Origin of the sequence: Mesorhizobium sp. M7A.F.Ce.TU.012.03.2.1 (assembly GCF_004006095.1) — a bacterium.
GTDB lineage: Bacteria > Pseudomonadota > Alphaproteobacteria > Rhizobiales > Rhizobiaceae > Mesorhizobium.
Genome location: NZ_CP034779.1, coordinates 495,081 through 518,130 on the forward strand (window position 1 = coordinate 495,081; position 23,050 = coordinate 518,130).

The 23,050-nt window shown below is 61.8% G+C and carries 23 protein-coding genes; 13 read left to right on the forward strand and 10 right to left on the reverse strand.

Annotated features, from left to right (window positions below):
- Positions 1 to 7: 7 nt before the first annotated feature.
- From EJ079_RS02340 to EJ079_RS02375, 8 genes are all read right to left on the reverse strand, one after another.
- Positions 8 to 1,021, reverse strand: coding sequence for a type II secretion system F family protein (locus EJ079_RS02340; RefSeq protein WP_127807952.1), 1,014 nt, complete (start codon positions 1,019 to 1,021; stop codon positions 8 to 10).
- A gap of 29 nt (positions 1,022 to 1,050) precedes the next feature.
- A complete protein-coding gene (locus EJ079_RS02345; RefSeq protein WP_127327689.1) occupies positions 1,051 to 2,553 on the reverse strand; it encodes a CpaF family protein in 1,503 nt (500 codons plus the stop codon).
- A 29-nt stretch (positions 2,554 to 2,582) separates the two neighbouring features.
- Positions 2,583 to 3,872, reverse strand: a complete 1,290-nt coding sequence (locus tag EJ079_RS02350) for a CpaE family protein (RefSeq protein WP_127807953.1) — start codon at positions 3,870 to 3,872, stop codon at positions 2,583 to 2,585.
- Positions 3,873 to 3,910: 38 nt separating this feature from the next.
- Positions 3,911 to 4,624 (reverse strand): CpaD family pilus assembly protein, encoded by a 714-nt coding sequence (locus EJ079_RS02355; protein ID WP_127807954.1) that lies wholly within the window; start codon positions 4,622 to 4,624, stop codon positions 3,911 to 3,913.
- A 14-nt stretch (positions 4,625 to 4,638) separates the two neighbouring features.
- Positions 4,639 to 6,159: a type II and III secretion system protein family protein gene (locus EJ079_RS02360; RefSeq protein WP_127807955.1), complete on the reverse strand. Its 1,521-nt coding sequence runs from the start codon at positions 6,157 to 6,159 to the stop codon at positions 4,639 to 4,641.
- Positions 6,156 to 6,968: a Flp pilus assembly protein CpaB gene (gene cpaB / locus EJ079_RS02365; protein WP_023811377.1), complete on the reverse strand. Its 813-nt coding sequence runs from the start codon at positions 6,966 to 6,968 to the stop codon at positions 6,156 to 6,158. Before cpaB ends, EJ079_RS02360 begins: the two co-directional genes overlap by 4 nt.
- Positions 6,969 to 7,181: 213 nt before the next feature.
- Positions 7,182 to 7,700, reverse strand: coding sequence for a prepilin peptidase (locus EJ079_RS02370; protein ID WP_127807956.1), 519 nt, complete (start codon positions 7,698 to 7,700; stop codon positions 7,182 to 7,184).
- 172 nt (positions 7,701 to 7,872) lie between these two features.
- Positions 7,873 to 8,055 (reverse strand): Flp family type IVb pilin, encoded by a 183-nt coding sequence (locus EJ079_RS02375; RefSeq protein ID WP_063171181.1) that lies wholly within the window; start codon positions 8,053 to 8,055, stop codon positions 7,873 to 7,875.
- A 333-nt stretch (positions 8,056 to 8,388) separates the two neighbouring features.
- Here EJ079_RS02375 and EJ079_RS02380 point away from each other — a divergent pair, with 333 nt between their 5' ends.
- From EJ079_RS02380 to EJ079_RS02390, 3 genes are all read left to right on the forward strand, one after another.
- Positions 8,389 to 8,811: a pilus assembly protein N-terminal domain-containing protein gene (locus EJ079_RS02380; RefSeq protein WP_127381302.1), complete on the forward strand. Its 423-nt coding sequence runs from the start codon at positions 8,389 to 8,391 to the stop codon at positions 8,809 to 8,811.
- Between the two features lie 137 nt (positions 8,812 to 8,948).
- A complete protein-coding gene (locus tag EJ079_RS02385; protein WP_127807957.1) occupies positions 8,949 to 9,530 on the forward strand; it encodes a TadE/TadG family type IV pilus assembly protein in 582 nt (193 codons plus the stop codon).
- A gap of 37 nt (positions 9,531 to 9,567) precedes the next feature.
- Positions 9,568 to 10,185 carry a TadE/TadG family type IV pilus assembly protein gene (locus EJ079_RS02390; protein ID WP_127807958.1) on the forward strand — a complete coding sequence of 206 codons (618 nt, stop codon included), beginning with the start codon at positions 9,568 to 9,570 and terminating at the stop codon, positions 10,183 to 10,185.
- 37 nt (positions 10,186 to 10,222) lie between these two features.
- Here the strand turns inward: EJ079_RS02390 and EJ079_RS02395 are convergent, their stop codons facing one another.
- Entirely contained in the window at positions 10,223 to 11,143 is a 921-nt protein-coding gene (locus EJ079_RS02395; protein ID WP_164873913.1) for a PhnD/SsuA/transferrin family substrate-binding protein, read from the reverse strand.
- Between the two features lie 143 nt (positions 11,144 to 11,286).
- Between EJ079_RS02395 and EJ079_RS02400 the strand changes: the two genes are divergently transcribed.
- The 9 genes from EJ079_RS02400 (at position 11,287) to EJ079_RS02445 (ending at position 21,254) form a co-directional block, all read left to right on the forward strand.
- Positions 11,287 to 12,528, forward strand: a complete 1,242-nt coding sequence (locus EJ079_RS02400; RefSeq protein WP_127397990.1) for a phosphopentomutase — start codon at positions 11,287 to 11,289, stop codon at positions 12,526 to 12,528.
- Positions 12,521 to 13,408 carry a bifunctional DNA-formamidopyrimidine glycosylase/DNA-(apurinic or apyrimidinic site) lyase gene (gene mutM / locus EJ079_RS02405; protein WP_127397988.1) on the forward strand — a complete coding sequence of 296 codons (888 nt, stop codon included), beginning with the start codon at positions 12,521 to 12,523 and terminating at the stop codon, positions 13,406 to 13,408. The genes EJ079_RS02400 and mutM overlap by 8 nt, the downstream gene beginning before the upstream one ends.
- 131 nt (positions 13,409 to 13,539) lie before the next feature.
- A complete protein-coding gene (locus EJ079_RS02410) occupies positions 13,540 to 14,313 on the forward strand; it encodes an enoyl-CoA hydratase (protein WP_127807960.1) in 774 nt (257 codons plus the stop codon).
- A gap of 182 nt (positions 14,314 to 14,495) precedes the next feature.
- On the forward strand, positions 14,496 to 14,762 hold the full coding sequence (gene rpsT, locus EJ079_RS02415; RefSeq protein ID WP_013533694.1) for a 30S ribosomal protein S20: 267 nt from the start codon (positions 14,496 to 14,498) through the stop codon (positions 14,760 to 14,762).
- Positions 14,763 to 15,681: 919 nt separating this feature from the next.
- Positions 15,682 to 17,157, forward strand: coding sequence for a chromosomal replication initiator protein DnaA (dnaA, locus tag EJ079_RS02420; RefSeq protein ID WP_236383352.1), 1,476 nt, complete (start codon positions 15,682 to 15,684; stop codon positions 17,155 to 17,157).
- Between the two features lie 304 nt (positions 17,158 to 17,461).
- The gene (dnaN, locus tag EJ079_RS02425; protein WP_023811387.1) at positions 17,462 to 18,580 is read left to right on the forward strand and encodes a DNA polymerase III subunit beta; all 1,119 of its coding nucleotides are present in this window, start codon (positions 17,462 to 17,464) and stop codon (positions 18,578 to 18,580) included.
- A 205-nt stretch (positions 18,581 to 18,785) separates the two neighbouring features.
- Entirely contained in the window at positions 18,786 to 19,925 is a 1,140-nt protein-coding gene (gene recF / locus EJ079_RS02435; RefSeq protein WP_127268057.1) for a DNA replication/repair protein RecF, read from the forward strand.
- A gap of 83 nt (positions 19,926 to 20,008) precedes the next feature.
- Entirely contained in the window at positions 20,009 to 20,764 is a 756-nt protein-coding gene (locus EJ079_RS02440) for a molybdopterin-synthase adenylyltransferase MoeB (protein ID WP_127807961.1), read from the forward strand.
- Between the two features lie 4 nt (positions 20,765 to 20,768).
- On the forward strand, positions 20,769 to 21,254 hold the full coding sequence (locus tag EJ079_RS02445; protein ID WP_127396806.1) for a GNAT family N-acetyltransferase: 486 nt from the start codon (positions 20,769 to 20,771) through the stop codon (positions 21,252 to 21,254).
- Positions 21,255 to 21,290: 36 nt separating this feature from the next.
- Here EJ079_RS02445 and EJ079_RS02450 read toward each other — a convergent pair whose 3' ends face one another.
- On the reverse strand, positions 21,291 to 22,292 hold the full coding sequence (locus EJ079_RS02450) for a D-glycerate dehydrogenase (protein ID WP_127396805.1): 1,002 nt from the start codon (positions 22,290 to 22,292) through the stop codon (positions 21,291 to 21,293).
- 147 nt (positions 22,293 to 22,439) lie between these two features.
- Between EJ079_RS02450 and EJ079_RS02455 the strand changes: the two genes are divergently transcribed.
- Positions 22,440 to 23,000 carry an SH3 domain-containing protein gene (locus EJ079_RS02455; RefSeq protein ID WP_127267923.1) on the forward strand — a complete coding sequence of 187 codons (561 nt, stop codon included), beginning with the start codon at positions 22,440 to 22,442 and terminating at the stop codon, positions 22,998 to 23,000.
- Positions 23,001 to 23,050 lie beyond the last annotated feature (50 nt).

Below are 23,050 nucleotides of genomic sequence, written 5' to 3' on the forward strand. Positions count from 1 at the left end.
CAGCATCCTAGACTTCGAAGTTCATCATCTTGCGCATCACCAGGATGCCGATCGACATCCAGACCGCAGAGCAACCAAGGATCAGGTTTCCGACGCTGGTGTTGAAGAGCGGCATCAGGTAGGCCGGGCTCGACAGGTAGACGAGAAAGGCGACGATGAAGGGCAGCGCACCAATGATCGCGGCGGACGCCTTCGCTTCCATCGACAGCGCCGCGACCTTGGCTTTCATCTTCTTGCGATCGCGAAGCACGCGCGAAAGATTGCCCAGCGCCTCGGAGAGATTGCCGCCGGCCTGCGACTGTATCTGGATAACGATGCCGAAGAAGCTTGCCTCGGTGCAAGGCATGGTTTCAGGCATGCGCAAGGTCGCGTCGGGGATAGAGAGGCCCATCTGCTGTGAATCGACGATGCGGCGAAACTCGGTCTTCACGGGTTCGGGCGATTCGTTGGCGATCAGGCGCACGGCGTCGTTCAGCGGCAGGCCGGATTTGACCGCGCGCACGATGATGTCGAGCGCGTTTGGAAATTCGTTGAGGAATGCCTTGACCCGGCGGGCGCGACGAAACGTGACGAACCAGCGCGGCAGGCCCAGCCCCCCGGCCAACAGCACGCCCGGCAAGGCGATCAGCGGGGCTCCGGCCACAAAGGCGACAATCGTCAAAACGATGCCGCATACGGCGGAGTATATATAGAAACGCTCGATGGTGGTCTTGAGGCCGGCTTGGCGAAGCTGGGCTTTCAGCGGCGGTTTCTTGACGCGGCTGTCCTTGGTTTTCTGCTTGGCGTCGAGTTCGTTGAGCGAATCCTGAACCGATTTGCGCCGCTTGACGGCTTCCGCCACGCGGTCACGCGAGGCCTTGACGACGGAGCGATCCGTCTCGGCGGTCCTGATCGTTTCGAGCCGCTTGCCGACCTGTTTCTCGTTGCTGATCCGGGTGAACAGAAATGCATAGGCGACGGCGCCGGCGCTGAAGCCGGCGAGCACGACAAACGCCAGTACTGTGCCGTCAATTCCAAACATTGGCCCGAACCCTTACACCCCAGCATGCGTCAGTCAGCGCGTTTCTCCATCGCCTCAAGCGCAATGGCGAGACGCTGCTCCTCGCCGTAATAGCGTGCACGCTCCCAGAAATGCGGACGGCCGATGCCCGTCGATACGTGCTCACCCAACAGCCTGCCGTTGGCGTCCTCACCCTTGATGTTGTAAAGGACGATATCCTGCGTGATGATGACGTCGCCTTCCATCCCGATCACCTCGGTGATGTGGGTGATGCGGCGCGATCCGTCGCGCAGGCGCGCCGCCTGGATGATCACGTCGATGGAACCGACGACGATTTCGCGCACTGTCTTCTGCGGCAGCGAATAGCCGCCCATGGCAATCATGGATTCGATACGGTTCAGGCATTCGCGCGGGCTGTTCGAGTGGATCGTGCCCATCGAGCCGTCATGGCCGGTGTTCATCGCCTGCAGAAGATCGAACACCTCGGGTCCGCGCACTTCGCCGACGATGATGCGCTCTGGCCGCATGCGCAGACAGTTCTTGACCAGGTCGCGCATCGTCACCTCACCCTCGCCCTCCAGATTGGGCGGGCGGGTTTCGAGGCGCACCACATGCGGCTGCTGCAATTGCAGCTCGGCCGAGTCTTCGCAGGTGATGACGCGCTCCTCGCGGTCGATATAGTTGGTCAGGCAATTGAGCAGCGTGGTCTTGCCCGAACCGGTGCCGCCCGAGATCACGATGTTGCAGCGAACACGACTGATGATCTTGAGAACTTCGGCGCCCTGCGGCGAGATGGCGCCGAACTTGACCAGCTGATCGAGCGTCAGCTTGTCCTTCTTGAATTTGCGGATGGTGAGCGTGGCGCCATCGATGGAGAGTGGCGGCGCGATGACGTTGACGCGGGAGCCGTCGGGAAGGCGCGCGTCGCAGATCGGGCTGGATTCGTCGACGCGGCGGCCAACCTGGCTGACGATACGCTGGCAGATGTTGAGGAGCTGCTGATTGTCACGAAAGCGGATACCGGTCTGTTCGACCTTGCCGTTGACTTCGATGTAGACGTTCCTGGAGCCGTTGACCATGATGTCGGCGATGTCGTCACGGGCGAGCAGCGGCTCGAGCGGCCCATAGCCGAGCACGTCGTTGCAGATGTCCTCGAGCAGCTCTTCCTGCTCGGCGATCGTCATTGCGAAGTTCTTGATCGCGATGATGTCGTTGACGATATCGCGGATTTCCTCGCGCGCACTTTCAGGATCAAGCTTGGAAAGCTGCGACAGATCGATGGTGTCGATGAGCGCGGAGAAGACCTGACTCTTGGTATCGTAATAAGTTTCGCTCTTTTCGCGCTGTGCCCGCTTCGGCTCAGGCGCCAATGGCGGTGCCTCGACGGCACGGCGCGCCGGCGGCGCGACAGGCGCGCTTGGCGCCGCCGCGGGCCGGGTCAGAACCGCCGTGTCCATGGAACTTGCAGCCGGCGGCGCAACCGGCGCCGGTGCTGGCTGGCGAAATTCCGGCGTGAACCGGTTGCCGTCGTCGCTGCCTCTTTTACCAAACATGATCGACTACCGGTTCCACTGCTGAAGCGTCACTTCTTGTTGCGCGAGAGCTTGCCGAGCAGGCTGCCGAGCCCGGCCTTCTTCTTGGCCTTGATTTCGCTGCGCCCGGTCAGCACATGCGCCATTTCGTTGATCATCGCGACAACCGGGTTTTTGGCATCCATTTCGCCAAGCATGCGACCGTTGTTGGCGGCATTGCCGAACAGCAACGGATCAAAAGCAATGATCGACATCGGTGACAGGCCGAGCGGCTCGGCGAAATCTGACGGCGAAATCTCCGGGCGCTTCGGCACGCCGGCCTGGTTGATGATCAGCTTGGGCGGCGGATCATTGGGACGAAGCCGCTTGAGCATATCGACCAGGTTCTTGGTGTTGCGCAGATTGGCGAGTTCCGGTGTCGCGGTGATGACGATCTCATCGGCCTTGACCAGGGTGTTCTTGGTCCAGCCCGTCCAGGCATGGGGGACGTCGAGCACCAGAAGCGGCACGCTGCGCTGGGCGGTGTCGATCAGCTGAACGAAGGCCTCGGGATCGAAATCATAGACCCGTTCGAGCGTCGAAGGCGCTGCCAACAGCGACAGATGCTCGGCGCACTGGGTCAGCAGCCGGTCGAGATAGACTTCATCGATGCGTTCCGGAGAAAACACCGCCTCGGCGATGCCTTGCGCCGGATCCTGGTCGAAATTGATGTTGGCGGTGCCGAAAGCCAGATCGAGATCGGCGACGACCACTTCGGATTTGAACAGCGAGGACATCGCCCAAGCCACATTGTGGGCGATCGTCGAGGAGCCGACACCGCCCTTGGCGCCGACAAAGGCGATCGAGCGGCCGAGCGGCTCGGCTTCCGGATCGATGAAAATCGACGACACCACGCTGACGATGTCGGCCATCGAGACCGGAGCGATCACATATTCGGAAATGCCGTTGCGGATGAGCTCGCGGTAGAGGCCGACATCATTGTAGTGGCCGATCACCACCACCTTCGACGTCGGATCGCAATATTCCGAGAGCTGGGCGAGTTGTTCCAGCAATTGCTTGGGCTCGCTGCGCGATTCCAGCAGGATCAGGTTGGGCGTCGGCGCCGATTGGTAGAATTCGATGGCGGTGGGAACGCCGCCCATATGGACCTTGAGATGCGCCTTTGTCATACGGCGGTCCTCGCCGGCGCGCTCGACCGGATTGGCAACACCCTCGGTCTCGCAGAATGCCTGGATCGAGATGCGCGGGATCGGCCGCAACGCCTGCATCGCGGCGATGTCCTGCTGCGAGGTATCGCTGCCGTCCACCGGGGCGTCGTAGGCAAGGTTGCTCATCGTCATGCTCTTTCCCGTGGCCTGTTCTGTCCGAGACTGGCGGCTCAGTACGTCACTTCCGAATTGCCGAGGAACTCTTCCGAAATGCCTCTCTTTTGGTAAACATCGATGGCTTGGCTACGATTTGCCGGATCAATATTGGCAGATTTACGCGGGCCGAGCAGGTCGGCCGGATTGGCCATCTGGGCGGCAAGATTGTTCTGATAGGAGCAGCCGAAGTCGGCATAGTGCTTGTTTTCCGATGTCTCCATAAGATCTTCGGGCCAGCGGCCGCACTTATCGGTCTGGGCTTTCACCGAGATATAAGCAACGCGAATCGGGGCAGAGGCTTCGGCGGAGGCGGACTGATAGGAGGTCACGACAATCCGATTGCGCTTGATGCCGCTGGCAACCGCCAGCCGGGCGAAATCGCGGGCCGCCGTGGTCGCGGCGACCTCGTTGGCCGATCCGCTCGGGACCTGGATCGTCAGCGTCGGGGCGGCACTTCTGTCATAGCCATCCAGGAAGCCAAGAAGCGTATCGCGCTGGGAGCCGGTCATGCCGCGGTCACCGGCACCGACAGGCAGGTCGATCTTCTGATTCTTCTCGGCGATGACGATCGGATGGTTGGTGCGGTAATCGTCCGGAATGGCGCCGACCGTGATGCTGTCGCGCTGGGCGCAGCCGGCGAGCAGCGCCGCCACCGCAACCGCCAGGACAGGAACGGCTCGCCGGGTCGTTGCGGCGATGGTGCTTGCCTTCAATGCTGACTGAGACATGTCCGCTTCCCCGCTTACTTGTAGATGAAGCCGACAACGCCGTGGTAGCGGCCATTGGGCTTGTCGGTCTGCATGGTGCCGTAGACGCGATTGACGCGGCCAAGGAACATGCCGGCGCCATCGCTGGCGGCGTTGAAATTGTCGTCCGGCTTGGCGAGGTCGTTGCGCGCCACCGGCTTCACCAGATAGGGCGTGATGATGATGACGAGCTCGGTCTCGTTTCGCACGAAATCCCTGCTACGGAAGAGCGCGCCAAGCACCGGGATCTTTGTCAGTCCAGGCAATCCGTTGACGGCTTGCCTGACGTCGTCGCGAACCAGGCCGGCGATCATCATGGAGCCACCGGATGGCAATTCCACCGTTGTGTCGGCAAGGCGTTTGCGCAGCGACAGGGCATTCATTCCGGGACTCGTCACGCCTGAGGAGAACGATACGGATCCCTCGGTTGTCGGCTCGGAAACCGACGTCCTGACTTTCAAACTTATGCGGCCGGGAGACAACACAACCGGCTGGAATTCCAGGCCGATGCCGTACTCGATCTTTTCGACGCTGTAGGTCTTCAGGCCGGTCTGGTTGTCTTGCGATACATTTGCCGAGACACCCGTGACCATATTGTATTCACCGCCGACTTTGAAGGTTGCCTTCTCGCCCGACACAGCCGTCAAGGTCGGCTCGGCCAAGGTCTTCATCACCCCGGACTGCTCCATGGCGTTCACATAAGCCTGCAGTCCTGAAGCGCCGATTTGAAAGCCGGAGTTCGACAGCTGTTTGCCGAGACCCGTGAAGTTGTCGCTGATTGCGCCGTAACTAATGCCGTTGCTGCCGCCGCTGCCAACCATGTTGACGCCGAGCTGCTTCATCACCGAGCGGCTGACTTCGGCGACCGTCACCTTCAGCGTCACCTGGTCATCGCCAATGATCTGGATCAGGTTGACGATCTGGCTGGTGCGGCGCTCCTGGTCCGGATTGTTGATGTCGACACCGCTCTGGGCCGAACCGCCGGCCGCGGTCTGCGAATATTGTCCCGTCGTTGCCTCACCACCCGACACGAACATGTTTGCCAACTGTTCGGCACGCTTGGCATCCAGCGGGGTATCCACGGTTCCTGTGAGAACGACGTTATCGTTCAGCAGTTCCACCTTGACGGCCGACGTCGGCAGGAAGCGCCTGATATAATCCTCAAGGCCGGCAACGTCGCGTTCGACGGCAAGGTCCAGACTGACGATCTGCTCGCCATTCGGGCCGAAGACAAATATGTTCGTCTCGCCGACCGCCTTGCCGAACAGATAGATGCGCCGCGCGGTTCGGGTCACCGCATCGGCCACCGCCGGGTTGGCGACGAGAATGTCGTAGGCATCGCTCGGCAGGTCGATGACCACCGACTTGTTGAGGCCGAGCTTGACGCGCTGAGTGGCCGTCGATGCCGTGACCTGCGCGTTCTTTGCCTCGACGACGCTGCCTTGCAAATTCGATCCGACGAGCAGCAGGCCGAATGCCGCGGCTACAATTGCCGGCAGTTTGCCACCTAGCCTCATTTCCTTGCTCCCACTTCGGAAACTTCGCCCGACTTGATCAGCCTCACCGTTCCTCTGCGGCCATTGCCGGAAACGAGATAGTCGGCCTCACCCAGATTTTTTTCCTGCGTGTCCGCGACCGCCCGCAGCGCCAGGGTCAGGCGATCCGCCATCTGCTGGGCGACGGTGATGATCTCCGCCTGCTTGGGCGTCAGTTCCAGCGTGGCGGTCTGACCCACCCTGGTCTTCTTGCCTTCCTCGTCCTCCTGAATGGTCTGATCGATGGCCAGGACGCGGATGTTCTTGAGGATGGTCTCGGTGTTGAAGCCGGCGGCGCCGCTGGCGGCATCGGCCCTGCGGGTCATGATGACGTCGACGAAATCGTTGGGAAGAATGAAGCCGCCGGCCGACGTATCGGCCGAGATGGCCGTGGCGACCGCCCGCATGCCGGAAGGCAGGATCGACGACATGAAGCTCTGGCCCTCGCCGATCAGCTTGGACCGCCGCAGCGGTTCTCCGGCATACATCGCCACACGGGCAACGGAACTCTTCAGCTTGTCCAGTGCCTCGGGCTCGGCCGTGCGGGTGATGAAATTCGCGTTGACGCCGTCGGCGGGCCAGGATTGCCAGGCGATGTTGTTTTGGATCGGGCTACCCATCGGAACGTCGCCTGAAAGCACAAGCACATCCTGGAGTGCCACCGCCGGGGCCTGGGGGCCGGAATCGACGACGACCTGGGGCGGCGGTGCCACCATGTTCTTCGCGACATAGCCAGCGCCACCCGCCGCGGCCACCGCCACGCTCAGAATTATCAATCGCGATGCTGGCATTTGTCCGAACCCTTGCCCTGGCAAACCACGTAGCCAAGCCGGACTTTGCAGCGGCAATCGTCAAAACAAGGTTAATGTAATGCTTACGATCGTGATTAATTTAAGGTTTACATAAATTAGCCGGAATGTGGCCTGACCGGCCAAAATGGCCGGGCCAGCCCTGTTGAGAACGAGGTTTCGGCAATGCTGACGGACAACAAAATAAGATCGCGCTCAGGTCGCCAGCCTGGCAAGCGCCCATGCCATCAAGGGCGAATCCGGATAGGTCAGCAAGCCGCCAAGGCCGAGCGCGACACCGTAGGGAACACCTTTTTCCTCGTCGGCGAAATGGCGCAGAAACGGATTTTGGCCGGTAACGGCCGCAAGCAGCGACTTCCGGTAGAGGATGATCGCCAGCGTCAGCAGGCCGCCGATGATTGTCGAGGCGACAAGATACTCCACGAGATTGACATTGACGCCCATCCACATCGCGGTGGCGGCCAGAAGCTTGGCGTCGCCGCCGCCCATGCCGCCCATCGCAAACAGGCCGAACGTCACGGCCAGGACCAGGGCGCCGGCGGCGAAATGTCCGCCATAGGCCGCCCAGTCCATGCCTGTCAGGGGCGCGACCAGCGCAAAAACGGCGACAAGCAGCACCGGCACGCGATTGGCGATCGTCATCGACAGCATGTCGGAGATCGCGGCAAACAGCATGCAGAACGGAAAAACGACGAAGATCAGGGCTTCAAGCATCGGCGCCACGCCTATTGTCCGATTTCATAGGGCTCAATCTAAGCATGTTCGATTAACGATTGATGAGGCCAGGAACGAAAAGACGACCTATATTGGCAGCGGCATAGAAAAAGGGCCGCCACGCGGCGGCCCTTTTCCAGAAATGTAATGCAAGTGCTCGGCGATAAGCCGATCAGCTGCCGCTCGGCGTGCCGTTCAGGGTGCTGCCGATGTTGGTGAACTTGGCGTTCAGCGCATTGCCGAGCGTGCCGGCGCCAGTGATGATGGCGAGCGCGATGAGAGCGGCGATCAGACCATATTCGATCGCGGTCGCGCCGGATTCGTCCTTCACAAAACGTGCGATGAGATTAGACATTCGAGAGCTCCTACTCCACGTGTTACAGCACTTCCGTCAACTTCTGTGATGGTTGATCGGATGCTGCCAATCTATGGAGAAGCTCTTTCGATCGGCTTAAGAAACAGCCTTACCGATTCCTTTCCCGGTTCGAACATATTGCGTGGTTAACCTCGGGCTAATGTACCGCTGAGCCTTCCAGACCCGGGTTTGGTAGGCTTGCGACCCGACCGGACCGCGCGTCGCGGACGCCCTTGGCGGCCATTGCACGATTGGCAACATCGCATGCTTAACCGTTGGTTCACCAATCTCGTTCATGTTCCGTTGATCAGTCCGCCTGCGTGGAGCGCCTCAATGGCCCAGCCTAGATCGTCAATCCTGATTGCCGCGCTTCTTGCCGCCACGACCTTCGGCACGCCCGCCATGGCCGGCGCCGGCATCGAGGTCACGATGAACCAGGCCAAGATCGTCAAACTGTCGCGTCCCGCCGACACCATCGTGGTCGGCAACCCGGCAATCGCCGACGCTTCCGTGCAGGACGCATCGACGATCGTGCTCACCGGCAAAGGCTTCGGGGTCACCAATCTGGTCGTGCTCGATACGGACGGCAGCCCCATCGTGGACGAGCAGGTTACCGTGGTGCGGCAAGCCGCCTCGTCCGTGCGCATTTACCGGCGCGCCGAAATCCAGACGATGTCGTGCACACCCTATTGCGAAAGCTCATACAAGAGCGAGGCGGAGAAGTCTTCAGAAGCGGAGATGAGCGTCAGCCGATAGGTGGCGTTGCCGACTGCCGTTCCGGTTATTGTCTGGTTAAGAGGCCTGCGCCGACTTTAACGATCATCCAAACCGGACCTCAATCGGTTTGCGCTAATGCTCCTTCCGAGACCACATAGAGATCGGCAGGATCGGACATGAGCAAGGAATTCGGTCGCGCAGGCGACCACAGAGTGAGACGCCCAAGGTTTTTCGCCCGCTTCCTTCGTGACCGGCGCGGCGCCACGGCAATCGAATTCGCGATCCTTTCAGTCCCCTTCGCGCTGCTTGTCTTTGCCATTCTGGAAAGCTGCATCTCGTTTGCCGGCCAGGAGGTGATGGCCAACGTCACCGACGATGTAGCGCGCAAACTGCGCACCGGCCAGTTGGGGGCGGCTGACGTTGCCGGAACCAATTTGCGGGACATGATCTGCACGAAACTGCAGATCATCGTCTCCCAGGATTGTCCCAATCAACTGCTGGTGGATCTTCGCCAATATACATCGTTCGCCGATGCGGCCACGGCAGGCTTCAAGATCCAGAACGGCGATGTCGTACTGACGAAAGGCACCGCAACCCAATCGTTCTCAGTGACAGCGGGTGCGGCGGAGTCGAGGAACATGCTTCGGGTCTTCTACAAGTGGCCCATCATGACCGACCTCATGGCGCAGTCGATGGGCGGCAACAGGACCCTGCATTTCGCATCGGTGACCTGGCAGAACGAGCCGTTCGACAACTGAGCGGAATGCACGAGCAGTATAAGAAAAGGGCAATGGCATGATTCGTGCGGGGGCACATCTTATGAATACGGGAGTTTGGCGGAAAGCAAGTCGATTCTGGTCCGATCGGCGCGGCATCGCGGCGGTCGAATTCGCGTTGATCATGCCAATTCTGTTGATCATGTACTTCCTCACAATGGAAGCGTCGCAAGCCATCGAGACCAGCAAGAAAGTCAGCCGTATCGGCAGCATGGTGGCCGATCTCGTCACCCAGCAGACGAACGTCGCCAAGGCGGATGTCGACGCCATCATGCAGATCGGCAGCGTCACCCTTCAGCCCTACAACCGCTCACCCCCGACCATCACCATCACGGCAATCCAGGTTACGCCCGATGCGACGAGGGCACTGGTGGTGTGGTCACGCAAATTGGTAGCCGGCGTCGCCAGCCCTGGCGCCGCCGCGACCACCGAGACAACGGTCCCGGCGTCGCTCAGAGTCGCCAACACTTTTCTCATCCGCGTCGAAAGCAACCTCGGCTACACGCCGGTCATCGCGTGGAGCGCGAGCAGTCAACAGAAGCTTGGGCTGACCTCGGCTTTCAGCAACATAACCATGGGCGAAACCTACTACCTGCGCCCCCGCAGAAGCATGGCGATCCCTTGCAGCGACTGTTGAACACAGAAGCAGCCAGGCGCTGGGCAGGCCGCTCCAGCTACTGCTGCGGCCCACGGTCCGAAACGAAGCGCACGATAGCAGCGGCCATCTCGTAATCTTTTGGCGCCACGCGAGCGAAGCCGCCGGAATGTCTCGATTCCAGGAGATCGTAGATATCGGGCGTCGTCGACTTGAGGTTGGTGAGGAACACGGCAAGCCTGCGCTTGGCTTCCGGGTCGAGATCGCTGCGGACAGCATGGGGGCCGTATCTCAACAGGCCCGACGTCCATACGATCCGAAGCGCCGCCACCGAGAGCCCTGCCGCCTCCAACCTGGCCTGCGTGCCCGACGGTTCTCGCGGGCCGTCGGCAGCGGCCGTCACCCAGCCGAACAGGCCATCGGCCTTGCCGTCGACCAGCATCGTCTCGGCCGCCGCGGCCGAATCGGTACGGGCCAGAAACGGTGCATCTTCCGCGATCTTGCGGCCCTCCGCGGCCAACGCCGCCAATGGCAGGAGAGAACCGCCGACGCTGTCCGAAGGCGCCATGGCGATACGATGGCGGTCCATCGCCCCCAGGGCAGGCAGCTTGCCGTCTCGCGTCAGCAGAACGGAGCGGATGCCGATCGCGCCGTCTGAATCGACCGGAGCGACAAGCGGCTCGATACATAAGCAGCGCTGCGAAGCCGTCGCATAGGCGGTGGCCGAATAGATTGCATATTCGATGCGGGCATTGGCCTGCGCCTCGATCAGCGCGGCATAGTTGCGGGCAACGACAAACTCGACCTTCATGCCCAAGGCCTTGGTGTAGGCGTCGGTCAACAGTGCCAGCCCCGGAACGGAGTTGCCGGCGCCTGGCTCGGCAACGATGCCGATGCGAAACCTGCCGATATCATCGCGCCAGTCGGCATGCGCCGGGTTGGACCAGAGCCCGACGAGCGTCAGCATGAGAGCGGCATAAGTCTTCAGCGCAACCCTCATGACAGGAACCACAGTCTGTTGTCCTCGATCCATGCCCATCCCAGTGCACTGGACTATCACGCCAAGCCGTTGCCGTTTGGTTTCCGAATTGCCAATGAAGTCGCGGAACCCTATGTCTGGTCGGTCAAACTGGCAACAAATCGATGGCGCGCGCTTTCCTCTTCGTTCTGGATTCCTTCGGCATCGGCGGCGCGGCCGACGCTGACCGCTACGGTGACACCGGCGCCAACACATTCGCGCACATCGCAGAGGCCTGTGCGGAGGGCCGTGCGGATCGCGAAGGGCTTCGCAGTGGACCGCTGTTTGTCCCTCACATGGCGTCGCTCGGGCTTGGCAAGGCCGCCGAAACCGCGACGGGGCTGGGGTTTGCCAACAGCGGGGCGGATCTGCTCCCAACTGCCTTTCACGGCGCCGCACAGGAGGTTTCGAGCGGCAAGGACACACCATCCGGCCATTGGGAAATCGCCGGCCTGCCGGTGCGCCTCGACTGGGGCTATTTCCCGGATACGGTTCCGGCCTTTCCGGCCGAACTGACCGAGGCTATCATTCGCGAAGGCAAGGTGCCGGGCATTCTCGGCAATTGCCATGCGCCGGGCACCGAGATCATCGAGCGCTTCGGCGAGGAGCACATCCGGACCGGCAAGCCGATCTGCTACACGTCGGTCGACTCGGTCCTGCAAATCGCCGCGCATGAAGTCCATTTCGGCCTCGACCGGCTTTATGAATTCTGCCAGGTGGTGCGCAGGCTGGTTGACCCGCTGAGGATCGGACGGGTGATCGCGCGGCCATTCGTCGGCCAAACCACCGCCACTTTCGAACGGACATACAACCGTCATGACTACGCCGTGCCCCCGCCGGAACCGACCCTGCTCGACCGGCTGACGGCACGTGGCAGCCGTGTCATCGCCGTCGGCAAGATCGGCGACATCTTCGCCCATCGCGGAATTTCGCAAGTGCGCAAGGCGGCAGGCAACATGGCGATGTTCGACGAGGCGCTGGGTGCGATGGATGATGCCGGCGACGGTGACCTCGTCTTCGCCAATTTCGTCGACTTCGACACCGAATTCGGACACCGCCGCGATGTCGCAGGCTATGCTGCCGCGCTCGAGGCCTTCGACCTGCGGCTGCCGGAGGCATTTGCGAGGCTCCGGCAGGGCGATCTTCTCATCCTGACGGCCGACCACGGCAACGACCCGACCTGGGGCGGGACCGATCACACTCGCGAGCGCATTCCGGTGATCGGCACTGGACCGGGTCTCAAGGGCGGCGACATCGGACTGAGAACGACATTCGCCGACATTGGGGAGACCGTGGCCGAGCATCTCGGGATGGCGCCCGGACGCTACGGCACGTCTTTCTATACGGCGATCGGCGGTCATGCCTGAATTGCCGGAGGTCGAAACCGTCCGGCGCGGACTGCAGCCGGTTCTGGAAGGCGCCACCATCGCCCGCGTCGAGGCGCGCCGACCGGATCTGCGCTTTCCATTTCCCGAGAAATTCGCGCAGCGGCTGACCGGCAAGACGATCACGGCACTCGGCCGCCGGGCCAAATATCTGACGATGGACCTGGAAGGCGGCCCCGTGCTGATCTGCCATCTCGGCATGTCGGGCTCATTTCGCATCGAGACGGCGGATGGCAGCGAGATGCCCGGCATCTTCCAGCACGACCGTTCGAAGAGCTCCAATCACGACCACGTCGTCTTCCATGTCGTGTCTCCGGCCGGCGCCCGATCCCGCGTGATCTTCAATGATCCACGCCGCTTCGGCTTCATGCTGTTTGCGGATGGGCCGGACGTTCATCCGATGCTGGCTGGACTTGGCGTCGAGCCAACGGGCAACACATTGGACGGTGCGCTGCTCGCCTCATTGATGAAGGGGCGGCGATCACCACTGAAGGCAGCGCTTCTCGACCAGAGGCTGATCGCCGGGCTCGGCAACATCTATGTGTCGGAGGCGTTGTGGCGTGCCGGCCTGTCGCCGCTGCGCGAGGCGGGCACGATCGCCAGGCCCGGAAAGAAAGCCCAGGCCCAAAGCGAACACCTCGCGCAAGCCATTCGTTCGGTGATATCGGATGCGATCGCAGCCGGTGGCTCCTCACTGCGGGACTATATGCAGACCGATGGGTCGCTGGGCTATTTCCAGCACGCCTTCGCCGTCTACGACCGCGAGGGGGAGGCCTGTTCCAAACCCGGCTGCGGCGGCCACATCGAACGTGTCGTGCAGAGCGGCCGATCGACCTTTTATTGCCGGACATGTCAGCGATGAGTCAGAGTAATTCCAGGAAAAGTGGGAACGGTTTTCCGTCGAGAATTGCGTCGAGACAAGGAGATGGAGCGGTTCTGCGTTCCGTGAAACGATGAACCGCTCTAGACGAGCGTGAGCAAGGAGAAGCAGCCATGACCTATGAGACGATCATCACCGAGACGCACGGCAAGGTCGGGCTGATCACGCTGAACAGGCCGCAGGCGCTCAACGCGCTGAATTCGCAGATTCTGACCGAGGTGGTGGCGGCCGTGAACGGGTTCAGCGCCGATCCCGGTGTCGGCGCCATGGTCATCACCGGTTCCGAAAAGGCTTTCGCCGCCGGCGCCGATATCAAGGAGATGCAGTCCATCTCCTACGCGGACGCCTACGCCCAGGACTTCTTCGTCGGCTGGGAGGAACTGACGCGGGCGCGAAAGCCTATTATTGCGGCGGTAGCGGGCTATGCACTCGGCGGCGGCTGCGAGCTGGCCATGATGTGCGATTTCATTATCGCCGCCGACACGGCCAAATTCGGCCAACCCGAGATCACCCTCGGCGTCATTCCAGGCATGGGCGGGTCACAAAGGCTGACCCGCTTCGTCGGCAAGTCGAAAGCGATGGACATGTGCCTGACCGGGCGGATGATGGATGCCGCCGAGGCCGAGCGGTCTGGCCTGGTGTCGCGGGTCGTGCCTGCCGGCGAGCTTGTCGAGGAGGCGCTGAAGGCCGCGGCCAAGATCGCCGCTTTCTCGCTACCATCGGTGATGATGGCGAAGGAGGCTGTCAACCGCGCCTTCGAGACGACGCTTGCCGAGGGATTGCGGTTCGAGCGCCGGCTGTTTCACTCGCTGTTTGCACTGGACGATCAGAAGGAAGGCATGGCGGCCTTTGCCGAGAAGCGGAAGCCGAATTTCACCAACCGCTGACGCCAATCCCTTGGCCGCGAAGAAGATGGCTGCTGGCCGCCAAAAAGAAGGCCGGGCAGCGTTGACGCGCCGGAAAAGCTGAACTATAAGCCGCACCAACCGAGGCGGCCCCGTGGCTGCCCGTTTGTTTTTTGCGCCCTGCGGCATCCCGCATGCGCCGACCAGATCAGAAGAGAGGCATCATGGCCAATACATCCTCGGCCAAAAAGGCAACGCGCAAGATCGTCCGCCGCGCAGCGATCAACAAGAACCGCCGCTCGCGCGTCCGCACCTATATCCGCCAGGTCGAAGAGGCCCTTGCCTCCGGTGACAAGGCTGCCGCACAGGCTGCCTTCAAGATCGCGGAGCCGGAATTGATGCGTGCCGCGACCAAGGGCGTGATCCACAAGAACACGGCGTCCCGCAAGGTGTCGCGACTGGCTCAGCGGGTCAAGGTACTGTCGGCCTGACATTACTTGCCTAGACTGACGTTCTTCGAACCCGGCCGTTTGTGCCGGGTTTTTTCGTTTGCCGGCAAGCACTTAAAAAGAATGTCCGGAAACGGCGTCTTATGCGGCATTTCACAATTAGGAATAGTTTGCCGGCATATGCATGCCTGCTGGTGATCGGCATGCTTGAAACGGCCGACCTAAAGATTCTTAACTGTCAGAAATAGCTTATACCTTTCAGTGACTTACAGATGGTGATCCACAGCTTGTCCACACCGGACCGGCCCGATCGGGGAGAAGTCGCTGTCAAGCGAATTATTTCAGAATATTTCTGTCAGCGCCCGGTTTTTCATATTCGCCGGAAAAGGGTTTGAATCACAATGGCTTTGTTAAAATGTGCCGTCGCGGCACGCCATTCGAACCCGCCTCCACTAACCAGATTCCTTAAAAATCCGTTAGACGTGGCCTTGCCCTATCCACAGCGATTTCGGTAGTGTCGATCTATCGAAAGGGACGGGCTCTGGCTCTTAACCTAAGCCTGAATCGGCCAGCTTAAATTGGCGGGATTTGCAACGCGGATTAAGTCCGCGGACGGCTTTGGTTTGTCGATACGGTAGGGGACTGGCGTAACTAGACATGGCAGGTAGACGGCGCGCCGGCGCTCTTTTCGCCGGGCGGTGTTGTATTGCCCTGACATACCCAACGCGGACTGGCTTCCATGGGCCGGCACCGGTTCCCACGGATAATGGGCGACGTTCATCTGCCGGCGGCGGCAGCGGACATCGTAGCAAAGACTTAGGTCGCCGGAACCGGATGCAGGAGGCGCATCCCCGGTGGAAAACAGGTACGGAAGGACAAGGAAAAGATCATGCAGAGCGGCATTGAAAGGGAACTTACGGGCGACCTCCCATTTCCTGGAACTTTGATCGGAGCAAACGACATGGCGGTGTCCAGCGACGCGGAACAGAAATTCGACCGGGTCAAGACCCAGTTGAAGGCGCGCCTGGGAACCGAAGTCTATTCGAGCTGGTTTGGCCGCATGAAGGTCGCCGAGGCTTCCAAGGGCATCGTCCGCATCTCCGTGCCTACCGCCTTCCTACGTTCATGGATCAACGGCCACTATCTCGACCTCATTTCCGAGCTGTGGAAGCAGGAGGATGCCGATCTCCTCAAGATCGACATCGTCGTGCGCACGGCAACCCGTCAGGGACGCAGCCAGGCCGAGCCAGAGGTAACGCCAGCACGCAGCAAGATGACACGGCAGACGCAGACGGCACTTGCCGCCGGCACAGTCAGCCCCAGCCGGGTGGAGCGCGCACCGGCTCCGCGTCCGGGCACACCGATCGAGAGCGAATTTCGCCACAACGTGCTGGGGTCGCCGCTCGATCCGCGTTACACGTTCGGCTCCTTCATCGAGGGACCGTCGAACCGGGTGGCCTTCGCCGCCGCCAAGGCGGTAGCGGAATCGCAATCGAGCGCAGTGCGCTTCAATCCGCTTTTCCTTCACGCAACCGTCGGGCTCGGCAAGACACATTTGCTGCAGGCCATCGCTGCGGAATCGCTGAAGCAAAACCCCAAGTCGCGCGTCGTCTATCTCACGGCCGAGTATTTCATGTGGCGCTTTGCCACCGCGATCCGCGACAACAACGCGCTGACGCTCAAGGAACAGCTGCGCGACATCGACCTGCTCATCATCGACGACATGCAGTTTCTGCAGGGCAAGTCGATCCAGCATGAATTCTGCCACCTCATCAACATGCTGCTCGACAGCGCCAAGCAGGTCGTCGTCGCCGCCGACCGGCCGCCATCGGAACTGGAATCGCTCGAACCGCGGGTCCGTTCGCGCCTCAATGGCGGTGTCGCGCTTGAAATGTCGGCGCCCGATTTCGCCATGCGCCTCGGCATGCTCAAATTGCGCCTTGCCACGGCCAGGAGCGACGACGCATCGCTCGACATTTCGGAGGAGATCCTCAATCACGTCGCCCGCACCGTGACCGGCAGCGGACGCGAGCTGGAAGGCGCCTTCAATCAGCTTTTGTTCCGTCAATCCTTCGAGCCGCAGATCACCATCGACCGGATCGACGAAATCCTCGGCCACATCTATCGCACCGGCGAGCCGAAGCGTGTCCGTATCGAGGACATCCAGCGCATCGTGGCGCGTCACTACAATGTGTCGAAGACCGAATTGCTGTCCAACCGGCGCACGCGCACCATCGTCAAGCCGCGGCAGGTCGCCATGTACCTGTCGAAGGTGATGACGCCGCGCTCGCTACCCGAGATCGGACGGCGTTTCGGCGGCCGCGATCACACCACGGTGCTGCATGCCGTGCGCAAGATCGAGGACCTTTCCGGCAACGACAACACGCTGGCGCAGGAACTTGAGCTTCTGAGGCGGTTGATCAACGACCAGGCCTGATCCTCCGGGGATGGCCGAGCCGGAACAATACCGGAATTCAATGGCTTGCCAGTGCGGCGCTGGGCCTGGATCGGGCTCGTGGCGCCGCCTGGAAGCGATCTGGATTTCGGTTTTACGACACTGGCTCGCGGACTTCGGGCGCGTTATCCCCAGAAAGCCCGCGTAGCCGGCCTGAACCGGTGGCGCGGGCTTGCGTTTGCTGGTTTTTTCCTGTCAGTTTACGCAGATTCTGAACCTGTTCAGACCTTTCGCGGGACGCCGCTCACTGGTGACCCGTCATTCATTCAAGCGAGCCTGTTTCGTCATGCGTGTTATCCTGGAACGGTCAAATCTCCTGAAGTCGCTCAACCACGTCCATCGTGTGGTCGAGCGGCGAAACACCATACCGATCCTGTCCAACGTGCTGCTCAGCGCCGAAGGCGCCAGCCTTGAAATGAAGGCGACCGATCTCGACCTCGAGGTGACCGAAGCCACGCCCGCCAAGGTGGAGCGCGGCGGGGCGACGACAGTCCCGGCACATCTGCTCTACGACATCGTGCGCAAGCTTGCCGATGGCGCCGAGGTGATGCTGAAGACGGACGAGGACGGCAACGCCATGACGGTGACGTCTGGCCGCTCGAGCTTCCGCCTTCAGTGCCTGCCGCAATCCGACTTCCCGGAGCTCTCGGCCGGATCGTTCTCGCATATCTTCCGTCTCGACTCGGTTGCCCTGAAAGGCCTGATCGAGAAGACCCAATTCGCCATCTCCACCGAGGAGACGCGTTATTACCTGAACGGCATCTATCTGCACACGCATGAGGTCGGCGGCAAGTTGAAGCTGCGCTCGGTAGCGACCGACGGCCACCGCCTGGCGCGCGCCGAGATCGATGCGCCAGCGGGTTCCGAAGGCATGCCGGGCATCATCATTCCGCGCAAGACGGTGAGCGAGTTGCAGAAGCTCGTCGACGATCCGGATGTCGCGGTCACCACCGAACTGTCGGACACCAAGATCCGCTTCACGATCGGCAGCGTGGTTTTGACCTCGAAGCTGATCGACGGCACCTTCCCCGACTATCAGCGGGTCATTCCGACCGGCAACGACAAGAAGCTGATCATCGACCGCCAGAGTTTTGCCGCCGCTGTCGATCGCGTCTCGACCATCTCTTCCGAACGCGGCCGCGCGGTGAAGCTGTCGATCAGCGAGGGTCAGGTGACGCTTGCGGTCAACAATCCCGATTCAGGCAGCGCCACCGAAGAGCTGTCCGCCGACTATTCATCCGATCCGATCGAGATCGGCTTCAACGCCAAGTACCTGCTCGACGTTGCCGCGCAACTGACCGGCACGGAAGCCAAGTTCATGCTGGCCGACGCCGGCTCGCCGACGCTGATCCACGACATGGCCGACGAGACCGCACTCTATGTGCTGATGCCGATGCGGGTGTAGCGGCGCGGTGTCAGCACTTCGGTCCTGTTGTGGACCGGCAAGCGCGATATTTACGGCAACTTCTAGAGCAATTCCAGGAAAAATGTGAAGCGGTTTTCCCGGGAAAGGCGCATAGCGCTTTCCCTTGGGAATTGCGTTAAAACAAAGAGATAGATTGGTTTTGCGTTTCCGTGAAACGATGGAACGCTCTATAGGCGGATAGCGGTTGCCGGCACAGAACCACATAAGTAAGCTTACACTTACCAATTTCCGAAACTACGCGGCGCTGACGATCGATCTGGCGCCAGGTGCCGTGGTTTTTTCCGGCGACAACGGCGCCGGCAAGACCAATCTCCTCGAAGCAATCTCCCTTTTGACACCGGGGCGTGGTTTGCGCCGCGCCCCTTACGTGGATGTCGCACGCGAGGGCGGCGACGGCGGCTTTGCATTGCATGCCCGGCTCGACGGACCTGACGGCCAGGTCGAGATCGGAACAGGCATTTCCGGCGGCGACACCGCCGGCGAAGGCGGCAGGCGGGTGCGCATCAACGGAGCGTCGGCGCGTTCGGCCGAAGACATGCTGGAATGGCTGCGCGTGGTGTGGCTGACGCCAGCCATGGACGCGTTGTTCACCGGACCGGCCGCGGATCGCCGGCGATTTCTCGATCGGCTCGTGCTGGCGATCGATCCCGGGCACGGGCAACGTGCGATCGACTACGAGAAGGCTATGCGCGGTCGTAACCGGCTGCTTACCGAAAACTCCCGGGACGACCGCTGGTTCGACGCTATCGAGACGCAGATGGCCGAAACCGGTGTGGCGATAGCCGCGGCGCGGGCCGAAATGGTGCGGCTGCTCGCCACCATGATCGACAGGCTGCCCGACACGGGACCATTTCCGCGGGCCGATATCGGCCTTTCGGGCGATCTGGAAGCCGAAATCGCCGCCGCGCCGGCGGTCGATGTCGAGGAGCGCTTCCGTCGGACGCTTGCCGGGGGCCGTGAGCGCGATCGCGCCGCCGGGCGCACCCTCGACGGCCCGCACCGTTCGGATCTGGTGGTTCGACACCGCCCCAAGGCGATGCCGGCCGAACTCTGCTCGACCGGCGAGCAGAAGGCACTGCTGGTCGGCATCGTGCTGTCGCACGCAAGGCTGACCGGCGAAATGTCGGGCATGACGCCGATCCTGTTGCTCGACGAGATCGCCGCGCATCTCGACAGCCGGCGGCGCGCGGCGCTGTTCTCCATCCTGGAGGAACTGAACTGCCAGGCGTTCATGACAGGAACCGATGCAGCGCTGTTTTCCAGTCTCCAGGGGCGCGCGCAATTCCTGACTGTCGACCATGGGACGGTTGGGCCAACGATCTAGACCATTGTGCCTCGTGTTCCTGGGCGACATCAACAGGTGCGTTGGCCCCTGACAAGGTTTTTCAGTCCCTGTATGATCAGGCAATGACCACTGCCGCCCTGACCGCAGACGAGATCGAACGCTATGCCCGCCACATCGTGCTGCCGGAGATCGGCGGCGCCGGCCAGCAAAGGCTGAAACAGGCCCGGGTGCTGGTCATCGGCGCTGGCGGACTGGGCGCGCCGGTGCTTGAATATCTTGCCGCCGCCGGCGTCGGCACACTCGGCGTGATCGATGACGACACCGTTTCGCTGTCCAACCTGCAGCGCCAGGTCATTCACGGTACCGACACTGTCGGCCTGCTGAAGACCGATAGCGCCAAGCCGGCAATCGCTCGCATCAATCCCAACACCACAGTCGAACCGCATACGTTCCGGCTGACCACGGACAATGCGCCCGCCCTCGTCGCCCGCTATGACATCGTCGTCGACGGTTCCGACAATTTCGAAACGCGCTATGCCGTGGCCGATGCCTGCGCGAGCGAAGGCAAGCCGCTGGTGCATGCCGCCGTCGGACGCTTCGATGGTTCGGTAACGGTGCTGAAGCCATTCGAAGACGGCAAGGACGGCAAGCCCAACCCAAGCTATCGCGATCTGTTTCCCGAGGCGCCACCGCCGGGCCTGGTGCCGTCCTGTGCCGAAGCCGGCGTGCTTGGCGCGCTGACCGGCGTCGTCGGTACGCTGCAGGCGATGGAGGCGATCAAGCTGATCACCGGCATTGGCGAGCCGCTGGTCGGCCGGCTGCTGCTCTATGATGCGCTGGCGGCGCGCTTCGACACCATCCGCTACAAGAGAAGCTGAATTCTTGGACCGGAACGAAGCTGTCTCCATCACGCGGATCCCGACCGATTTCGACCGTTGGGACGATGTGCTCGCATTGATCATGCGCGCTTTCGCTTCGATGGACGGCGTTGTCGACCCGCCCTCCTCGGCCCACCATCTGACCGCCGACACCCTGAGCGACAAGGCGCGGCTGGAGACCGGCTTCGTGGCGGTGCAGGGCGACAGGATCGTCGGCTGCGTCTTTGCCCTTGAGAGGGCGGCGGACCTTTATGTCGGCAAGTTCGCGGTCGCGCCGGACCGCCAGGGACAAGGCATTGGCCGGCGGCTGATGCAGGCAGTCGAAGACCTTGCCCGTAGCCGCGGCAAGGCCGCCGTCGCGCTTCAGACGCGGATCGAGCTGACCGGGAATCATGAGGCCTTTGCTCGCCTCGGCTTTCGCGAAACTGAACGGACGGCGCATGAGGGCTATGCCAGGCCGACCTCGATCACCATGCGCAAAGCTATCTAGTAAGGTTTATCTTAGGGTTTGTGGGCCGCGACAGCGTCAGGTCCTGAGCGGCAGCACCCGATCCGGCGGGCGGTGGCCGTCGACGAAGGCACGGATATTGATGATGACCTTCTCGCCCATATCGATGCGGCCCTCGAGCGTCGCCGAGCCCATATGCGGCAAAAGCACGACCTTGTTCTTGGCGGCGAGCTTCAGCAGCTTGCTGTTCAAAGCCGGCTCATGCTCGTAGACGTCGAGGCCGGCCCCGGCGATCTTGCCGTCCTGAATCAGCTTGACCAGCGCTTCCTCGTCGATGATGTCGCCGCGCGCGGTGTTGACGACATATGCGGTGGGCTGCAGCAGCGCCAGCCGCCGCGCTGAAAGCAGATGGAAGGTTGCCGGCGTCGAGGGACAGTTGACCGAGATGATATCCATGCGGGCCAGCATCTGGTCGAGGCTTTCCCAATACGTCGCCTCCAGCCCGTCCTCCACGGCCGGCAGCACGCGGTGGCGGTTGTGATAGTGGATCGACAGGCCGAAGGCCTTGGCCCGTCTGGCGACGGCGGTGCCGATTCGCCCCATGCCGACAATGCCGAGCCGCTTGCCCCAGATGCGCCGGCCCAGCATCCAGGTCGGAGACCAGCCGGCCCATTTCTTGTCACCGGTGAGCACATTAGCGCCTTCCGCCAGCCGCCGCGGCACCGCCAGCATCAGCGCCATGGTCATGTCGGCGGTGTCCTCGGTCAGGACATTCGGCGTGTTGGTGACGGTGATGCCCCTCTTGGCCGCGGCCGCGACATCGATCTTGTCGACGCCATTGCCAAAATTCGCGATCAGTTTGAGGTTGTCGCCGGCCTGGGCGATCAGTGCGGCGTCGATATGGTCGGTTACCGTCGGCACCAGCACGTCGGCCTCCTTGACCGCCGCGACCAGTTCCGGCTGCGTCATCGGCCTGTCCTCGACATTCAGCCTGGCGTCGAACAACTCGCGCATGCGGGTCTCGACCGGGTCGGGCAGCTTTCGCGTGATGACCACGAGAGGCTTCTTTTTGCCTGCCATTGTTTCCCTCGTTGAGACCTCTTTAACCAAGACCGGCGAAACTGAAAGCCGGTCGCGGTGCCGATTACTCCCTGTAACAAGCGGTGCCGCCGAAGACAAAGAAAAAGGGGCGCCGAGGCCGATGGGCAAGCGCCGAAAGGAATGAAAGTGTCTGGTTTCGCGTCGCTTCGCCTGACCCTCAGCGCAGCATTTCTCGGCGCTCTGCTTTATTCTCCGCTTGCCGTGGCGCAGAGTGCCGCTGCACCTGCCCAGGGCGTCGTCACGCTTGGTCCGAGTGGCCTGCCGCTGCCGCGCTTCGTCAGCCTGAAATCCGGCCGTGTCAACTCGCGCGTCGGTCCCGGGGCCAACTACTCGGTCGACTGGATGTATATGAAGGCCGGCCTGCCGATGGAGATCATCCAGGAATTCGACACATGGCGCCGCGTGCGCGATGCCGATGGTTCGGAAGGCTGGATCAACCAGTCGCTGCTTTCCGGCCGGCGCACTGCAATCGTTGCCCCGTGGCAGCGCGGCAAGGGTGCCCAGATCAACCTTCTCAACAGCCCCAACAAGGACGCAAGGGTGGTCGCGATGGTCGAGCCGGGCGTCATGGGCACGATCAAATCCTGCGACGGCCAGTGGTGCGAAATGACATTCGATGGCCACACAGGCTGGCTTGCCCAGTCGATCGTCTGGGGCGCCTATCCCGGCGAACGGGTCAAGGACTGATTCTTGACCCAGAATCTTAACCCCGATCCCTCACGGCCCGGTTTGGGTGT